Source organism: Rhodohalobacter sulfatireducens (genome assembly GCF_022012475.1).
Classification (GTDB): Bacteria; Bacteroidota; Rhodothermia; order Balneolales; family Balneolaceae; genus Rhodohalobacter; species Rhodohalobacter sulfatireducens.
The window spans coordinates 477,276-492,847 of sequence record NZ_JAKLWS010000001.1; the positions used below are offsets into that span (position 1 = coordinate 477,276).

Genomic DNA, 15,572 nt, shown 5'->3' on the forward strand with positions numbered 1-15,572 from the left:
GCGCTCGTTTATTTTTTCATCTTCTTTGACCTGTATTTAGCATGTTCACTTCTACAGTAAGTTGGCTAATAATCCATTTAATAAACCTATGAAGCAAGAATTTCAAAGAGAATCATTAGAAGCTCTTCATTCATTAGAAATAGAATCAAATATGATTACAATGAATAACTACTCACAAAAGAGAAAGATACACATACCAAAACTTTTAATGACCGTTTGTATTTCGCTGGCACTAAGTTTAGGTGTCTTTATGGCCTGCGAAGGGCCAGAAGGACCCGAGGGACCGGCTGGTGAACAAGGCCCTGAGGGACCTGTAGGACCCGCCGGTGAAGACGGAAGTATGATTTTGGCAGGAACGGGTGCACCCTCATCAGACACAGGTTCTATTGGTGATTATTACCTCGATAGTGATAATGCCGAACTTTACGGACCAAAAGTAGAGTCGGGTTGGGGCACACCGCTTAGCCTCCAGGGGCCTCCCGGAGCAGATGGAAGTCAAATACATTCCGGAACATCAGCTCCTGATGCAGGAATGGGACAACTCGGAGATTACTTTTTAAATACTTCAACGTTCGATCTTTATGGACCGAAAACTGAAAGTGGTTGGGGGACTCCCATTAATTTGAAAGGCACAGCTAACGTAATGTATTCTGAATGGGTAAATCCACAGCAATGGGAAGAGGGTACATTTAATGCAACCAAATATCGCTATTTTGATATTTTAGCAAACGCAATGACACAAGATATATTAGATAATGGTGTTGTTAAGGTTTATACAAATTTAAATACACAGTCTATTTATTCACTACCCATCGGTAAGGGAGATACCCCCGCCAATCCCAATTATAGTTTCTTTTTTGAGTTAAAACCTCAGCAATTGAGGATTGGCTACATAAACCCAGACAATTCTACGACTCTTCCAATGGCACTAAATACGAATATAGATTTTCGTTATGTACTTATTCCAGGAGAGGAAAGTTTAGCTAAGAGAAAGGCTAAAAGTTTACCAATTGATCTGAACAATTATCAGGAGCTTAAGAAATACTTTGGTATCCGGGACTAAAAAGTAGATTTCATTTTTTATTGAAGCGGTGGGAAAAATTCCACCGCTTTTTTTAATAATAGCAGTGAATAGATAAAACGTGTTTTACGGTTAAGATTTATCCAAGGAGTGTCAACCTCCGAACATGGGGGAAATTCATCCGATTTTGACTCAATCACACTACGTGTAAATAGATTGATTATATATCGTATTACATCAATCGTAATATTCACACATCTATTTATGGGAAATTTCCCTATACAAAATAATCCCCATCCAATTTATAATTCAGGTAAGACATTAAATTGGAAAAATTAGAGAGAGAATATGAAAAAACTATTAAAAAGAATACTTAGCATTTTAGTCGGGTTCCAGGGGCTCAGTGGTTTGGCAGGAGGATTTGGTTTAATGCTGGACCCCACCGGCGAGTCCTTAGGAATTCCACAGAGATGGTTGGCAAATTCTATGTTTGATACCTATTTCATTCCCGGAGTGATACTTTTCGTTGTGTTGGGGATCTTCCCGATGATCTGTTATGCCGGATTGTGGAAACAGAAAAGCTGGGCAATTAGCGGTTCTTTTGTAACAGGCGTAGCGCTTGTGATTTGGATCGTCGTTGAAATATATATGATCGGTTATCAATCAAAGCCTCCTCTTCAACTGATTTATGGGGTGACCGGCGTACTCATTACCCTGGTTTCATGGATTCGCATGGTTGACCGGCCAGAGACAACTTCAACGCCATGAAGTATCAAAAACCTGTTACGGTACTGGTTCTGCTTATAACGATTATGGCGGGTGTTGCATCGTCGATTGGGATCTTTTCAACCGGAGGTCCCGGCCCATATGAATATGAGTCGATCAGGGGAGAGACGGTTCAAATTTACGGTGAGGGGCTGTACAGGCAGATGTCAGAAGATGTAGCTCCCCAGGGCATTGCACAGGATTATGTGACTCTTTTCATTGCGATACCGTTTCTATGGATATCGTTTTTCCGGGCTCGAACCGGATCGCTGAGAGGACGATTTTTACTGGCTGGTGCACTTGGTTACTTTTTGGTTACTTACCTGTTTTACTTGGTTATGGGAATGTACAACATTCTATTTTTGCTGTATGCAGCCCTGCTTGGAACCTCGTTTTTTGGTTTATCCCTGGTGATGCTTTCTTTTGATGTGAAGGAACTACTGGGTCGATTTTCGGAGAATACACCGGTAAAACTACCGGGCGGATTTCTGATCCTGAATACACTGGCAATTGCCATGCTGTGGCTCGGTGTGGTTATTCCGCCACTTCTTGACGGAACTATCATACCAAAACAAACGGAGCATTACACCACGCTCATTGTCCAGGGTCTGGATTTGGGTCTTTTGCTTCCGCTTGCATTCGTATCCGGAGTTCTGTTTATACAAAAAAAACCAATGGGATATCTATTGGCTCCTGTTTACCTGGTATTTCTTTGTATCCTGATGGCAGCTCTTGTTTCAAAAATAATCGCAATGGGATTGATGGGGCAAAATATCATCCCGGTCATTTTTATCATTCCGGCTATTTTATTAGCAGCAATAATATGCACAGTTTTGGTTCTAAGAAACATCCACGAGTGATAAAAAATCAGCTTTAAAGTTGTCTTGGCAGAAGTTCGCATTCTTAGTCTTTAATAGTGCTTTGTTAGGATAATTATTGAAGATAAAATTGTGACATTTGAAAGTTTTCTAATGCTGAAATTGAATCCATTGATCATTTCAAAATGAAAAATCTGTGTTACGTACCGGTGATTTTGTGATTTTAGTAATTCTAAAAAGAGGTATTTGTCGGATAAGATGGATAATCAGCATTATCCCCACAGATATTAATTTTACTTCTTTTTATCATATAATGTTAGTTCGAAATAATGATGAATGTAATAATTGAATACGTCACATTTCGACTCTCCGGCGCTTCGGGGCAGGCAGTTCCGACCAAAACGGCCTGAACTGCGCCTGTACTCCAAATCTAGGTGCAGGCGGGCTCAAACTGACGATCTTCATTAAATTTATATCGAGCTGACCTTAATTATAATTGTTCATCAATAAAACGTAGGTCAAAAAGTCATGAGACAGATATTTATTCTTTCAATCTTGGGAATGCTGCTATTTACAGGTTGTACGAATTCGGGCGCATTTCTTGCTGCAAACCAGACAATTGTAAACCTTGAAGAAGGGAATTACTCTATTGCAGCAACGAATGTTACCGGAGAAGCAGAAGCCGGGTATATCCTGGGACTTAGTTATTCAACGGGCCTGACCGCCAACACTTTTGCTTTGGCAAGGGTAGATGGAACCGATAAGCTCTACACCGATGCTCTTGAAAACCTCTGGGCAAATTATGAAGCTGAGCATGGAGAGGTGGTAGAAGGCAAATTGGCTCTTGCGAATTTTCGCTACGACTCAGATATCCTGAACCTGGTTTTATACACCCAGGTAAAGGTTACTGTACGAGCAGATATTATTGAGTTCAGGTAGAAAAATCTTCTCAATAAAGAGTGCATACCCGTTTTTATAACTACGCCGGTACAAGAGATGCACAATGGACTGATAGATCATTTGCTTTATAAATCGATGTGAGATTTCAAGGATTTAATCTTGGTATTGCTACACCGAGTACATAATGTCCGCATCCATTTGCCATGATTAACTCTCTTATATGAGAGGGTTGCATCATATTGGTATTAGATCATTTAGTCAGAGTCTTGAGTACCGGCTTTTCTAGCTAACCTGAGTTCTATAGATATGAATGATTATAAAAACTGACAATTTTCAAGATCATTATATCGAATTTACACATACCGGGTTAATAGTCTTTGAGCTCACCTGAGTTCTAAATGAATTGAGATAATACATAAGTGATATCCTACACAACCTATTGCTTCCCCCGATGTTGAGAGAAAAGGAATATCTTTAAATCTTGAAACAACAAATCCCTGATTTTAATAAAATAACCAATCAATCTATCGCATTTTCGGCTCTAACAAAAGTGGAAATTTCTATCTAGAACAGGTAGAAGAATAAAGAGATGTATTCGTTAAGCAGATGAGATGCAATGATATCGTTTTGATTTGAAATTACATCAAACCATTCTATAACGAGAATGTAAGAAAAGCAGAGCCTTGAGTTTTAAAATTCAATAAAAAATGATTCTTTTGGGAGTGATTATGGAACACACTAAGTTTGACAATGGTTGAAAGTAATTCATTAGAAGCCCATACATTTTGGAAATGGGGTATAGAGTTGTTTAGAAATGAAGACGATCTGTTTTGAAAATGATTCATAATGCAACCCCCAACATTTTCTTCAATGTACAGGAGGCTGATAAGTGATTAGAAATATTTTAAAATCAGAAAATAAATTTGAGGCACTCATTGTGTTTGATTGACTGAGTGCGCTTAAGACGTAACTAATATTATAACACCATGCCTGATGTTAAGGATCTAGAAGTTCGCATACCGGAAGTTGATATGTTTCACTATAAACCCAATAATCCGGTAGAGGTACCCATCACCAAAAGTGAGATTTGTACTGTTTCGGCAAGTCCCAATATTGTTCGACATATTGAATTTGATGTTTCCGGCACGTTACTTGAAAATAGCATCTTGCCCGGTCAGACTGTGGGAGTATTGCCCCCCGGAGAGGATGAAAACGGGAGGCCTCATAAATTAAGGCTATATTCAACATGCTCACCCACGGGCGGTGAATATGGAGAGGGAAAGATATATGCAACCACCGTAAAGCGCGAGATTGATGAGGACTGGGAAACACAAAAACTTATCCTGGGAGTCTGTTCAAACTATCTCTGCAGCAAGAAAGCAGGAGAGAAAGTTCTGATGACGGGTCCGGGTGGCAAACAATTTCTTCTTCCCGAAAATCCGGAAGATTTCAACTATATATTCTTAGCAACGGGAACCGGAATTGCCCCATTTCGCGGAATGGTTTTAGATCTGATGCGATTGGGGATGACAAATGAGGTTATACTCTCATTCGGTTGCCCGTATCGAACGGATCTACTGTACAATGATCTCTTTGATGAGCTTGCTGAAAAACACAAAAACTTTCACTATTTGAAGTCAATATCCAGGGAGGATCCCCGCCCTGATGGGTCCAAGCCATACGTGCAGTATTCCATCATTGATCAAAAAGCGTTGATGCTCCCTATCCTGGAGAAAAAGAATACCCTGATCTATGCATGTGGACTGAAGGGAATGGAAACCGGTATTTTCCAAATTTTAGCTATGTTGGGATTATACGATTACCTGGATCTTAAAGATGAGGTTAAGGATGTAGATCCTTTGAAATGGTCCGAAAATCAGCTTAAAAGAAAAGTGAATCCCAGTGAAAGATTATTCCTGGAGGTTTATTGATAATTAAGAGATCCTTTCGGCCTAATCAATTTCCCATGTATTGCCGCTGCGGAAAAGGTCATCAACATTTTTAAAGGGGCTTCCGGCCTGAACATCGGCAATTGCATCATGAACACTCTTTTCATAAGGGGTTGACTCAACCTTGCGGATAATTCCTGTTGCAACCGGAAATTCCGGCAATTTGAGTCTTACAAGTGATAGATGCATGTTTGTGTCGGCTTCTTCTGCATCGTGAATAATCGTATTCTCCGCAGTTGTCTTTTCCAGGCGCATACCGCTAATTTTTAGCCCTTCGCTATTCTCTTTTCCAAACTGAATCGGTTTGCCGTGTTCCAGTATTACCTGGTTTTCATCCTTGGTATCTTTTCCTGTAATTTTTTCATGGATTCCATCGGTAAAAATCACACAATTCTGTAGGACTTCAATAATGGAGATTCCTTTATGGTGATAGGCCTGCAGCATCACATCCTCGAGCATTTTGAGGTCGTTGTCGGGAACCCGGGCAAAGAATGTGGCACCTGCTCCAATAGCAATTTCACCAATATTAAACGGATTTTCATAGCTGCCTCCCGGGGCTGTTTTAGTTTTCAAACCAACAGGTGTTGTGGGAGATGACTGGCCTTTGGTCATCCCATATATTCTGTTGTTGAACACAACGACATTCAGATCGATGTTCCTCCGGCAGGCGTGGATAAAGTGGTTGCCTCCGATAGCCATTGAGTCACCGTCGCCGGTAAATACCCAAACATTCAGATCGGGATTTGCAAGTTTTGCACCTGTAGATACGGCAATTGCACGACCGTGAATAGAGTGGATGCCATACGTTTCAAGATAGTACGTAATTCGGGAGGAACAGCCGATTCCGGACACACTCAAAATATTCTCTTTTTTGTGTCCCATTTTGGCGAAAGCATTCTGCATACTTGCCAAAATCAGGTGATCACCGCAACCGGGACACCATCGAACATCCTGATCGCTTTTAAAATCTTTTCTCGTTAATGGAGGTTGTACCTTATTTTTGACTGTTCCTGCCTGCATACCTACTCCGATAAGAGATTAATAATTTGAGCCTTGATTTCCGATGTAAAGAAAGGTTGACCCTGAATTTTGTTAAACTGCCTGAAAGAAAATTCAGAAAACTTACTTTTAAGATAATTTACAAACTGTCCATTGTTCAATTCACAAACCAAAATCTGATCGTAATTTTGAAAAATCTCCTCAGTATTTTCAGGAAGGGGATAAATGTAGTTGAAGTGAGTAAATGCGATATCTGTTTCTCCGTCATCCATCAGCTCAGTAACGGCTGTATTGATAGCCCCATGGGTACTGCCCCAACCAACCACGAGGAGTTTGCCGGAGTCAGGACCAATCACTTTTTGTTTTGGTAATTTTTTAGCGATCCGCTGAATCTTCTCTTCACGGATTTTTGTCATTTTCTCATGATTCAGAGGTTCGTAGGACAGGTTACCGGTGATCTCTTTTTTCTCCAGCCCGCCAATCCTGTGTTCGAATCCTTTGTCGCCGGGTGCCATCCAGTAGCGGTTCAAAAATTCCGGGTCACGCATGTAAGGTTCCCACTCATCGGGTGGGCCTTCAAATCTTGGAATGTTAATCTCATCCAGATCCTCTTTTTCCGGAATTCGCCAGGGGCTTGTTCCGCTTGAGAGATAGGAATCGGAAAGCATAAGTACCGGGGTAACATGCTCCAATGCAATTTTTGCGGCCTCATAACTGTAGTAAAAGCAATCATCAGGCGAACTTGCCGCAATTATTACCATGGGGGCATCACCGTGCCGCCCATACAAAGCCTGGTTAAGGTCTGATTGCTCTGTTTTAGTGGGTAATCCCGTTGATGGTCCGGCACGTTGAACGTTCACAATTACAAGCGGTAACTCTGCGATCACTGCGAGTCCCAATGCCTCAGATTTCAGGGATACACCGGGGCCTGATGTTGTAGTTATGGATAGATTTCCACTGAATGCCGCACCAATTGCCGCAGTCACAGCAGCTATTTCATCTTCAGCCTGCAGTACAATCGCTCCCATGTCTTTCCGGTTGGAAAGTTCGTGAAGAATTTCTGAGGCTGGAGTGATAGGGTATGAGCTCAGGGATAATTTTCTTCCGCTTTTTTCTGCAGCTGCCAACAAACCCCATGCAACGGCTTTATTGCCATTAATATTTCGATACGTACCTTTTGGTAGTTTGGCCGGAGGTACATGTACGGAATGGCCATAGAGCTCCGTATTATGAGCAAAATTATATCCCGCGTTGAGCGCCTTTGTATTCGCTTCTATCAATTTAGGTTTGTTGCCGAACTTCTTCTCAATAAACTCAATGGTTTTTTCTAAGGGCCGGCTGAACATATAAAGAACCACACCCAGGGCAAACATATTCTTGCTTCGAGTGATCTCTTTCGTTTGCAGGCCCAGGTTTTTCAAAGCCTCTTTGGTGAGAGAGGTGGCTGGGGCCCGAATTACGAAGTAGTCCTGGAGAGAACCGTCTTCCAGGGGGTTCTCCTCGTAATTAGCTTTCTTCAGATACCGGGATGAAAAATTATCTTTATCAGCAATGATAATTCCGCCCGACTTCAGGAACTGGAGATTTGCAGCCAGTGCCGCCGGATTCATTACAACAAGAACATCAACAGCATCACCGGGGGTATAGATTTCTGTACCCCCGATCTGGACTTGAAAGCTGGATACGCCACCAATACTTCCCTGGGGAGCCCTTATTTCAGCAGGAAAATCCGGGATTGTTGTTAAATCGTTACCTGCAATTCCGGATGATTGCGAAAACATATCACCCGTTAACTGCATGCCATCTCCGGAGTCGCCGGAAAATCGAACTACAACTTTCCTCATCTCCTGGGTTAATACTGTATCAGTCATATCCAGTTGTTTTTAATGATGTTGAAGAAGTTTGCATGGAAAAATCAGTTATAAGATAGAGTCATTACCCGTGTAGTAATTCGAATCTCTCTTCCAGTACATCTTCGCTGTCCTCATGATCCGGGTCGGGAATAATACATTCCGGAACCGGGCAAAAAGCGATGCACTGTTCTTCATCATGGAATCCATGACATTCGGTACATTTATCGGGCACAATGAAATAAAACTCGTCTGAAAGAGGTTCCTGCATTTCATCGGCATCAACTTCGTTTCCGTTCAATAGAGTTACTGAACCTGTAAGTTCGGTTCCCTCGGCCATAGACCATTCCGCACCGGGTTCGTAAATTGCCTGATTCGGGCATTCGGGTTCGCAAGCTGCACAATTAATACATGTGTCTGTTATTAATACTGCCATGATATTTTAATTTTTTAAAGTTTTTGTATTCAAGTTTTTTTCTCTCAAAAGCTATTTTAGATATTTGGACAAAAAACTCTTTTATAATTTAATTAAAAGTTTGAGATTGAACAATAATCTTGAGCTCTGGTTGTAATTTAGAATCAGTATATATTAAAGTGTTACCTGAAGTCGTCTAATTTGAAACCCTGCAATACTTTGATGTAGTTAGCTCTTTCAAATGTACTTGGCTCAGCAACCGAAGATGCACTCATCGCTCCTTTCATCTCCTCCAGGGAGGTGTATTCTTTCTCCTCCATCCAGAGTTTAATCTCTTTTTCCATAGTTCTCAATACATCGGGTCCTTTATACAGAAGTACAGATGCCATCATTGCAACATCTGCTCCGGCCAGTATCATTTTAATCACATCATGGGCCGTGTGGATTCCGGTTGTTGCGGCCAGGCTGCACTTCAGAAATGGGCGAAGCATGGCAATCCATCTTAAAGGCAATCTTTTTTCAAAAGAACTGCTGGGCGCAAGACTTGGGAGTACTTCCAAATTTTCAAGGTCAATATCGGGCTGATAAAACCGGTTGAACAGGACAAGTCCGTCGGCCCCTGCTCCCTGCAGAAGTTTTGCCATATTGGCAAAGGCCGTGAAATAGGGAGATAGTTTAATGGAAACCGGAATATTGACCGATTTCTTAACTGTTCGAACATTGTCGTAATACATGTGTTCGACGGCTGAAGCGGTTCGATCCGGATCTACAGCGATATAATAGATATTAAGCTCAATGGCATCAGCGCCCGCCTCTTCCATTTTTTTTGCGTACGACATCCACCCACCCTTTGAAACTCCGTTCAGGCTGGCAATGATAGGGATATCCACAGAATTCTTCAGTGTTTGAATATGCTCAAGGTATTCTTCAGCATGGAGGTTATGGTATGTTTCAGGTTCCGGGAAATAACTGAGAGCCTCTGCATAACTTTCCTGAGGTGTATTCAGAAAATGATCGAGCGCCTCGTTCTCCATATTGATCTGTTCCTCAAAAAGTGAATACATAACAACTGCTGAAGCACCGGCATCCTCAAGTTTCTTCACCATGTCTGTGTCATTTGAAAGAGGAGAGGCTGAAGGGACCAGGGGATTTTTCAGAGTAAGTCCAAGATATTTTGTTTCTAAATTCATATCGATAAATTTTTTAGGTCAATTAGTTTTTGAAGGTTTTGGCAGGTAAATAAAATTTTACCTGCCTTAACTCAGTAAATGTGATTAGATCTATTCCTCCCCGTTGGGTTCATACAGTTTTTCGTATTCCTCATAGATTTTCCAATGCTCATTTACTTCTTTCTGCGCCTGTGTGATGAGCTGTTTCGCAATTTTGGGTTGCGCTTTTGCAAGCATCAAGTATCGCATTTCATTGTATGCGTAATCTTTCAGATCTATCTTCGGAGCTTTCGAATCAAGCTGGAACGGGTTTTCACCTTCAGCTGATTTCGTTGGATCGAACCTGAAGAGCGGCCAGTAACCTGAATCTACGGCCAGCTTCTGCTGTTTTAATCCGTCTTTCATGTTATAGCCATGTGCAATACAGTGGCTGTAAGCGATAATGATTGATGGGCCGGGATAACGTTCAGCTTCAATAATGGCCTTCATCGTCTGCATGTCACTCGCTCCCATTGCAATTCTCGCTACATAAGCATGATTGTTGCCACTATTTATTGACATCAGGCCAAGGTCTTTTTTGCCAATTCTTTTACCTGCGGCCGCAAATTTTGCAACGGCGCCAAGTGGTGTTGCTTTTGAGCATTGTCCACCCGTGTTAGAATACACCTCTGTATCCATGACCAGGATGTTTACATCGCGGCCACTTGCCAGAACATGATCAAGTCCGCCATAACCGATGTCGTATGCCCAACCGTCACCTCCAAAGATCCAGACGCTCTTGCGTACAAGATAGTCGGCGAGACTGTGTAACATCTTGCCGTTGTCAACTTGAGAGCTTTCCAGGGTCTCCTTCAGTTTTTTCACGCGTTCCCGCTGTTCAAAAATTCCGGGTTCTGTGGTTTGATCTGCATTCAAAATGGCTTCCTTCAGTTCGGAATCAACAGCCCCATTCATATTTTTGAGCAGATTCCGTGCCTGCTCTTCATGTTTGTCTATGGTAAGCCTGAAACCAAGTCCAAATTCGGCATTATCCTCAAACAGGGAGTTCGACCAGGCAGGCCCAAGTCCATCACTATTTGTGGTATAAGGTGTGGATGGCAGGTTACCTCCGTAAATGGAAGAACAACCCGTTGCATTGGCGATCACCATTCGGTCACCGTAAAGCTGGGTAATCAGTTTGATGTAAGGCGTCTCGCCACAACCGGCACAGGCACCTGAAAACTCAAAGAGGGGTTCAAGGAATTGTGCTCCTTTCACAGTCTCGGTTTTCAGATCAGACCGCTTGTATTCAGGCAGAGTGAGGAAGAAATCCCAGTTCTCTTTTTCCTGTTCGATAAGTGGTTCAATCGGAGCCATGTTGAGTGCCTTGCGGCCAACCTGTTTCCGGTCTTTTGCGGGGCAAACCTCAACACAAAGTTCACAACCTGTACAATCTTCCGGAGACACCTGGATGCTAATCTTGGTATTGTCCGGCCATTCTCGTCCGCGGGCATCCATGTATTTAAAGGTTTCGGGTGAAGCTTCGAGAAGTTCACCATCGTACGCTTTCATACGAATTACGGCATGCGGACAAACCAGCATACACTTGCCGCACTGAATACAGATATCGGATTCCAATACCGGTATTTCGAGGGCTATATTTCTTTTTTCCCATTTGGTGGTTCCTGTCGGGAACGTTCCGTCGGGTTCAAAAGCACTTGAGGGCAGATCATCACCATTTCCGGCAATTATTTCTGCAATAACTTCTTGAACATATTCCGGGGCTTCCTCCGGAACAGCCGGTTTCATCTCAAGATCAGAGGTCACTTCACCAGGTACTTCAATTTCAAAAAGATTTTCAATTGAATTATCAACAGCAGCGTAATTGCTTTGCAGAATTCTTTCTCCTTTATTTCCATACGCTTTCTTGATCGCACCCTTAATCAGTAGGATAGCTTTGTCCGTTGGAAGAATACCGGAGATAGCAAAGAAGCAGGTCTGCATCACCGTATTGATGCGAGTCCCCATTCCCGTATCCCTGGCTACTTTGTAAGCATCAATGCTGTAGAACTTGAGTTCTTTGTCTATGATCTGTTGCTGTACTTTGTCGGGAATATGATTCCAAACTTCATCTTTGTCATAAGGAGCATTTAAAAGGAAAGTGGCGCCCTTTTCCGCGTGTTTCAGCATATCCAGTTTGCTTAAAAACTGGAATTGATGACAAGCAATAAATCGAGCCTTGTCTATCAAGTAAGCGGAGCGTATCGGCTTAGGTCCAAATCGCAGGTGAGAAACAGTGGTAGCTCCTGATTTTTTGGAATCGTAAACGAAATATCCCTGTGCGTAATTGTCGGTATTGTCTCCAATAATTTTGATGGAGTTTTTGTTGGCGCTTACTGTACCGTCTGCCCCAAGCCCATAAAACAATCCTTCAAATACATCATCATCAGATTCCCAACCCTCTTCACTCCATTCAAGGCTTGTGTTTGTGAGGTCATCATGAATACCAATCGTAAAGTGATTCTTGGGTTTTTCTTCCTCAAGTTCATCAAATACACGCTTCACCATTGGCGGTGTGAACTCTTTTGAGGAAAGACCAAATCGCCCGTTAATCACTTTTACATTGCTGTCAAACTCTTTCCATTCTTCCATGGTATTTTCATGCATGGCAGCCAATACATCATTATAAAGTGGCTCGCCGGCACTACCCGGCTCTTTTGTGCGATCCAGAACGGCAATACCTTTAACTGTTTCCGGCAGCGATTCTATGAGATGAGACATGCTGAATGGGCGGAATAGACGAACTTTAACCAGGCCTACTTTCTCACCTTGTTCATTCAGTCTTTCAACAGTTTCATGAGCCGTTTCAGCTCCTGACCCCATAAGAATCATTACACGTTCTGCATCCTCGGGTCCGAGATATTCAAAAAGCTTGTAGGAACGTCCGCCAAGTTCAGCAAATTTATCCATCGTTTTTTGCACGATTTCCGGGCAAGCATTGTAATATCTGTTTACAGTTTCACGAGCCTGGAAAAATACATCCGGGTTTTGGGCTGTACCGCGAATAACAGGTTTATCGGGAGTTAGAGCCCGGTTTCGGTGTGCAATGATCCAGTCTTCATCAATCATCTGTTTCATGATATCGGGATCGATTTGCTGTATTTTCTGAACTTCGTGGGATGTTCTGAAGCCGTCGAAAAAGTGGAGGAAAGGAATTCTCGACTCAAGCGTAGCAGCATGTGCAATTAAAGCCATGTCCATCGCTTCCTGCACGCTGTTAGAACTCAGCATTGCCATTCCCGTGGGGCGTATTGCCATAGCATCACTGTGATCTCCAAAAATTGAAAGTGCATGTGTAGCGACAGATCGTGCAGCTACATGCACCACGGCCGGTGTTAATTCACCGGCAATTTTATACAGGTTCGGCATCATTAGCAGTAAGCCCTGGGAGGCTGTAAACGTTGAGGCAACTGCCCCGGTTTGAAGAGCCCCGTGAAGACTTCCTGCTGCACCACCTTCACTTTGCAGTTCAATAACTTCGGGAACGGTTCCCCAAATATTATTCTTACCAGCCATAGACCATTCATCAGACCATTCACCCATGGGTGAGGCCGGTGTAATAGGGTAGATGGCGATTACTTCACTTAGTTTATGTGCGACGTATGCCGCCGCTTCGTTTGCATCAATGGTTACCATTTTGTTAGACATTCTATTATTTCCTCCGAAATTGTTATATCAATAAAATTCGTGTAGTTGTTTAAATTTTTGGCTTCAGTACGTTTTCATTCTATTATTTTTGCAAGGAGATCCCCGCCAGTACATCCTTTGTCAGGGCTTCTAAAGTCTTGGTTTCAAACAGGTATCTTACATGGTCTCGTATTCGTTTATAATCGGTATGGATAGGACAGGGATCATTTTCATCACACTCTCGAAATCCAATCCCGCACTGTTCAAAAATGTCCAACCCGTCAATCGCTTCAACTATTTCAATAAGCGTAATACCGTCTGCAGGCCGGCTTAATCGAAATCCTCCATTAGGACCCTTCATTGAAATGAGTAGTTTATTTTTAACAAGCAATTGCAAAATTTTACTTAAAAAATGTTTTGGAATATCCTGCTCATGGGCAATTGTATTCAGATCTACATTGGTTTCTTCTGTTGAGTGCGAAGCGATGTAAAACATTGCCTGTAATCCGTAATGGCACGATGCTGAAAACATAATTGCCGATTTAAATGTGTCTTGATCTCACTTCATTAATTGAAAAAGAGGTCAATTATTAATTTTCTTGATAATCTTTTTGTCTGAATTAGTTTTGAACCTTTCCCCGGATTTTAATTTCTCCCGACAAATAATTCTTGATTCAGTTGTTTTTGTTTTTTGATTAGTTCAGTTTCGGTTTCCGAAGATTCCGACTGAACGATGATACTTTCAGGGTACGGCCACTCTTTCTCCCGGTAACCAAAGTTGATACATCTGTCGTTGATTATTAAGACCATGGTATTCAAATCCATTCTTAAATGGTTTAACCGTACATTTCATATATAAGATATTTAGATAAAAAACTCCAATATAAAGTGATAAAAATGCTTATTTAGTTACAATCTAAAGGTGATTCCACATTCTAGGCATCATCAATTTTGAGTCGTTGTCAATGAAGCAGCTTTCTGATTTTAAATACTGTCTCGAAAGATTTATTTCTTCGATTTTCCCAGGCTAATTATATTATCGCCACTTTCTACATCCTCTGCCAACTCTTGCAGAGTTTTGGTTTCAAATAGTTTCTGAATACGATTTCTTACTTTTTTATAATCGTGATGAATAGGACACGGGTGCTTATCACTACACTTCTTAAAACCGATTCCACATTTATTAAACACGTCCAATCCATCAATCGCATCAATCACTTCGATGAGTGAAATTTGTGAAGCAGGGCGATTCAGATTGAATCCACCCGTTGGCCCTTTCATAGAAACAAGCAGTTTATTCTTCACCAGCATTTGTAAAATTTTACTGAGGAAATGTTTGGGGATATCCTGCTCTTCGGCAATCCTGCTCAGTCCCACATTTTCATTTTCTGTGGCATGCAGAGCTATAAATATCATGGCCTGAAGGCCGTAGTGACAAGAGGTTGAAAACATTAATGAATCATTAGTTATGTTTCAGTTTTTAAGAGGAGCTTAAATTGGATAAAAAGTTCGAAAAATCCTAAATGTAGGATTGTAACTCTTAAGCTTCCTGGGGAATCTTTTCCCCACCCTTTTCTATCACCAGTTCTCTTACTTTTTCAGCAAGCTTTCTGCAATAGTTCACTTTTTGAACGTCGTTGCAAAAGTAAGCTTCTTTTTGGTTTTCGTGAATATCCTTCTGGCATTTACAGTAGAGACCTGAAAAGTCAATTTCCTTCAATTGATCATTATACTGACTGCAATATTCAATCATAGCTTCAATGGTTTGATGTTCCTTGACCGGTTCATCATTTTCCTCGGCATAGAGAATGGTCAGGCAACTCAAAAAGTTATACAAAGCCCTTCTTGAAGTTACACAGACAGAATAGGTAACAACATCCTCGGCGGGTTGATAGAGTTCTTCTCTGGCTTCATTGAGATCATTCTCAGCTTTCTGAAACAGTTCGGTGAAATTTTGATTAGCCATAATTCGAAGGGTTATAAGTTGTGGGTTATATCATCTCTGGCAATAATTTTTTGT

14 protein-coding genes are annotated in these 15,572 nt (G+C 41.7%); 5 read left to right on the forward strand and 9 right to left on the reverse strand.

Going from position 1 to position 15,572, the window contains the following annotated elements; translation table 11 throughout:
- Positions 1-88 precede the first annotated feature (88 nt).
- From L6773_RS02075 to L6773_RS02095, 5 genes are all read left to right on the forward strand, one after another.
- Entirely contained in the window at positions 89-1,063 is a 975-nt protein-coding gene (locus L6773_RS02075) for a collagen-like domain-containing protein (protein ID WP_237852179.1), read from the forward strand.
- Positions 1,064-1,369: 306 nt separating this feature from the next.
- Entirely contained in the window at positions 1,370-1,789 is a 420-nt protein-coding gene (locus L6773_RS02080) for a hypothetical protein (RefSeq protein WP_237852180.1), read from the forward strand.
- A complete protein-coding gene (locus L6773_RS02085; RefSeq protein ID WP_237852181.1) occupies positions 1,786-2,646 on the forward strand; it encodes a hypothetical protein in 861 nt (286 codons plus the stop codon). The genes L6773_RS02080 and L6773_RS02085 overlap by 4 nt, the downstream gene beginning before the upstream one ends.
- 486 nt (positions 2,647-3,132) lie before the next feature.
- Entirely contained in the window at positions 3,133-3,543 is a 411-nt protein-coding gene (locus tag L6773_RS02090) for a DUF6567 family protein (RefSeq protein WP_237852182.1), read from the forward strand.
- Between the two features lie 947 nt (positions 3,544-4,490).
- A complete protein-coding gene (locus L6773_RS02095) occupies positions 4,491-5,435 on the forward strand; it encodes a ferredoxin reductase domain-containing protein (RefSeq protein WP_237852183.1) in 945 nt (314 codons plus the stop codon).
- Positions 5,436-5,456: 21 nt separating this feature from the next.
- Here L6773_RS02095 and L6773_RS02100 read toward each other — a convergent pair whose 3' ends face one another.
- The 9 genes from L6773_RS02100 to L6773_RS02140 all read right to left on the reverse strand — a co-directional run bounded on the left by L6773_RS02100 (position 5,457) and on the right by L6773_RS02140 (position 15,518).
- A complete protein-coding gene (locus L6773_RS02100; protein WP_237852184.1) occupies positions 5,457-6,473 on the reverse strand; it encodes a 2-oxoacid:ferredoxin oxidoreductase subunit beta in 1,017 nt (338 codons plus the stop codon).
- A 2-nt stretch (positions 6,474-6,475) separates the two neighbouring features.
- Positions 6,476-8,323 carry a 2-oxoacid:acceptor oxidoreductase subunit alpha gene (locus L6773_RS02105; RefSeq protein ID WP_237852185.1) on the reverse strand — a complete coding sequence of 616 codons (1,848 nt, stop codon included), beginning with the start codon at positions 8,321-8,323 and terminating at the stop codon, positions 6,476-6,478.
- A gap of 64 nt (positions 8,324-8,387) precedes the next feature.
- A complete protein-coding gene (locus L6773_RS02110; protein WP_237852186.1) occupies positions 8,388-8,738 on the reverse strand; it encodes a 4Fe-4S binding protein in 351 nt (116 codons plus the stop codon).
- 161 nt (positions 8,739-8,899) lie between these two features.
- On the reverse strand, positions 8,900-9,907 hold the full coding sequence (locus tag L6773_RS02115; RefSeq protein WP_237852187.1) for a dihydroorotate dehydrogenase-like protein: 1,008 nt from the start codon (positions 9,905-9,907) through the stop codon (positions 8,900-8,902).
- Between the two features lie 90 nt (positions 9,908-9,997).
- On the reverse strand, positions 9,998-13,573 hold the full coding sequence (gene nifJ, locus L6773_RS02120) for a pyruvate:ferredoxin (flavodoxin) oxidoreductase (RefSeq protein ID WP_237852188.1): 3,576 nt from the start codon (positions 13,571-13,573) through the stop codon (positions 9,998-10,000).
- 82 nt (positions 13,574-13,655) lie between these two features.
- Positions 13,656-14,084 (reverse strand): RrF2 family transcriptional regulator, encoded by a 429-nt coding sequence (locus L6773_RS02125; RefSeq protein ID WP_237852189.1) that lies wholly within the window; start codon positions 14,082-14,084, stop codon positions 13,656-13,658.
- 113 nt (positions 14,085-14,197) lie between these two features.
- Positions 14,198-14,377 carry a hypothetical protein gene (locus L6773_RS02130; protein WP_237852190.1) on the reverse strand — a complete coding sequence of 60 codons (180 nt, stop codon included), beginning with the start codon at positions 14,375-14,377 and terminating at the stop codon, positions 14,198-14,200.
- Between the two features lie 180 nt (positions 14,378-14,557).
- A complete protein-coding gene (locus L6773_RS02135) occupies positions 14,558-15,004 on the reverse strand; it encodes an RrF2 family transcriptional regulator (RefSeq protein WP_237852191.1) in 447 nt (148 codons plus the stop codon).
- 88 nt (positions 15,005-15,092) lie between these two features.
- Complete coding sequence (locus L6773_RS02140) at positions 15,093-15,518, reverse strand: hypothetical protein (protein ID WP_237852192.1); 426 nt, start codon at positions 15,516-15,518, stop codon at positions 15,093-15,095.
- Positions 15,519-15,572: the final 54 nt, after the last annotated feature.

Coding starts and splice junctions, on each gene's coding strand:
- L6773_RS02075 (WP_237852179.1), top strand. CDS start 89: ATGAAGCAAGAATTTCAAAGAGAATCATTAGAAGCTCTTCATTCATTA.
- L6773_RS02080 (WP_237852180.1), top strand. CDS start 1,370: ATGAAAAAACTATTAAAAAGAATACTTAGCATTTTAGTCGGGTTCCAG.
- L6773_RS02085 (WP_237852181.1), top strand. CDS start 1,786: ATGAAGTATCAAAAACCTGTTACGGTACTGGTTCTGCTTATAACGATT.
- L6773_RS02090 (WP_237852182.1), top strand. CDS start 3,133: ATGAGACAGATATTTATTCTTTCAATCTTGGGAATGCTGCTATTTACA.
- L6773_RS02095 (WP_237852183.1), top strand. CDS start 4,491: ATGCCTGATGTTAAGGATCTAGAAGTTCGCATACCGGAAGTTGATATG.
- L6773_RS02100 (WP_237852184.1), bottom strand. CDS start 6,473: ATGCAGGCAGGAACAGTCAAAAATAAGGTACAACCTCCATTAACGAGA.
- L6773_RS02105 (WP_237852185.1), bottom strand. CDS start 8,323: ATGACTGATACAGTATTAACCCAGGAGATGAGGAAAGTTGTAGTTCGA.
- L6773_RS02110 (WP_237852186.1), bottom strand. CDS start 8,738: ATGGCAGTATTAATAACAGACACATGTATTAATTGTGCAGCTTGCGAA.
- L6773_RS02115 (WP_237852187.1), bottom strand. CDS start 9,907: ATGAATTTAGAAACAAAATATCTTGGACTTACTCTGAAAAATCCCCTG.
- nifJ (WP_237852188.1), bottom strand. CDS start 13,573: ATGTCTAACAAAATGGTAACCATTGATGCAAACGAAGCGGCGGCATAC.
- L6773_RS02125 (WP_237852189.1), bottom strand. CDS start 14,084: ATGTTTTCAGCATCGTGCCATTACGGATTACAGGCAATGTTTTACATC.
- L6773_RS02130 (WP_237852190.1), bottom strand. CDS start 14,377: ATGGATTTGAATACCATGGTCTTAATAATCAACGACAGATGTATCAAC.
- L6773_RS02135 (WP_237852191.1), bottom strand. CDS start 15,004: ATGTTTTCAACCTCTTGTCACTACGGCCTTCAGGCCATGATATTTATA.
- L6773_RS02140 (WP_237852192.1), bottom strand. CDS start 15,518: ATGGCTAATCAAAATTTCACCGAACTGTTTCAGAAAGCTGAGAATGAT.